This window comes from Streptomyces sp. 13-12-16, from assembly GCF_002114215.1.
GTDB lineage: Bacteria > Actinomycetota > Actinomycetes > Streptomycetales > Streptomycetaceae > Streptomyces.
Window position 1 is genome coordinate 1 of record NZ_NCTE01000312.1, and the last position, 1,451, is coordinate 1,451.

2 protein-coding genes are annotated in these 1,451 nt (G+C 75.7%); both read right to left on the reverse strand.

Annotated features, from left to right (window positions below):
* Positions 1–1,216 (reverse strand): transporter (locus B7767_RS13330; RefSeq protein ID WP_107486061.1); only part of this gene is annotated, 1,216 nt, incomplete at its 3' end.
* A partial coding sequence (locus tag B7767_RS13335; protein ID WP_085572372.1) for a hypothetical protein occupies positions 1,213–1,451 on the reverse strand: 239 nt, incomplete at its 5' end. The genes B7767_RS13330 and B7767_RS13335, both read right to left, overlap by 4 nt.

Consider the following 1,451-nt stretch of genomic DNA (forward strand, 5'->3'; position numbering starts at 1 on the left):
GGGCGGGGGCGCCGACCGCCACGACCGCGGAGAGGGCCCCCGTCAGCGCCGCCGACCACCGCGCCGCGGCACCGTCCGCCGTGCCCGCCGGGCGCTTGCCGGACGCGCCCAGCACGTCCCGTCCCAGGGCGATGCCGGCGGCGAGGGTCACGTCCACCACGGCCGCGAGCGCGGTGAGGAAGAGGACGCAGGCCAAGGCCGCCACCAGGACGCCGCCGCTGTCGAGCGCCCGGCCGAGCAGCAGCGGCGTGAACACCTGCGCCGCCGGACCGGCCTCGTGCAGCGCCTCGCCGACGAGGGCCGCCGCGCCGACGCCGACGACGGCTAGCGCGCCGTACAGCAGGGTGAGTTCGCCGAGCATCCAGCGGCCGCCGGACCGGGCGCCGCGCGGGCTCTTCGCCGAGATCACCCGCATCAGCACGGCGGGCATCGCCAGCGTGGCCATCGACATGCCGAAGGTCTGCCCGATCCGGTTCACGGCCCCCACCCACCCCTCACCGGTGTAGCCGCCCGGACGCAGGTACGCCCCGCCCGTCCGCGAGCCGTGCGCGGCGGCGTCGAGCAGCCGGCCGGGGTCCCCGCCGAAGCGGTGGAGCACGAGCACGGCGGCGACCACCAGGACGGGCAGGGTGATCACCGACTTCGCGATCATCACCACGCCCGTGCCCCGGATCCCGCCGCTGACGGCCAGCGCCGTCATCACACAGCCGATCACCACGATGCAGCCGGTCCGCACACCGGGCTGCCCGATCAGCGCCGCGGCGACGTTGCCGACCACCACCAACTGCACGACCAGCAGCGGGAAGCAGACGAGCAGGGTCACCACGCCCCACGAGACGCGCACGGCGGGCCCGCCGCTGCCGCGCGCGTCCAGCATGTCCGCGGCCGTCAGCGAGGCGTGCCCGCGCAGCGGCTCGACGATCAGCACGAGGAGCAGCATGACCCCGATCAGGCTGCCCAGCATGACGCCGAGCCCGTCGAAGCCGGACGTGGCGACCATGCCCACCAGCACGGTGACCGTCGCGACCGTGGTGGTGTCACCGCCCATCGCGACGCCCTGCTGCCAGGAGCGCAGCCGGCGGCTGTCGGACCGTACGAGGGCCCGGTCGTCCTCGTCGGCGCCGGTGACGACGCACAGCATCAGGCAGATCACGACGAACACCGAGAACACGGCGAGGACGAGGGACCGGGACGAGGGATCGAGCAGCGTGGTCACGGCCACCTCCGGGCGTCCGGCCGCGGTCCGAGCCGGTCGGCCCGTCGCCCGTGCACCACCAGCGCGTGCACGCCGACGGCGACGGGCACCACGGCCAGGAGCGCGCCGAGGCTCACCGGTCCGGCGATCCGCGTGCCGTACACGGCCGGTACGAGGGCGGCGGGCAGCACGTAGAGCAGCCAGACGGCGGCGATCCGGACGCCGAGCCGCAGCCCGACGGCCAGCCGCGCCGCCT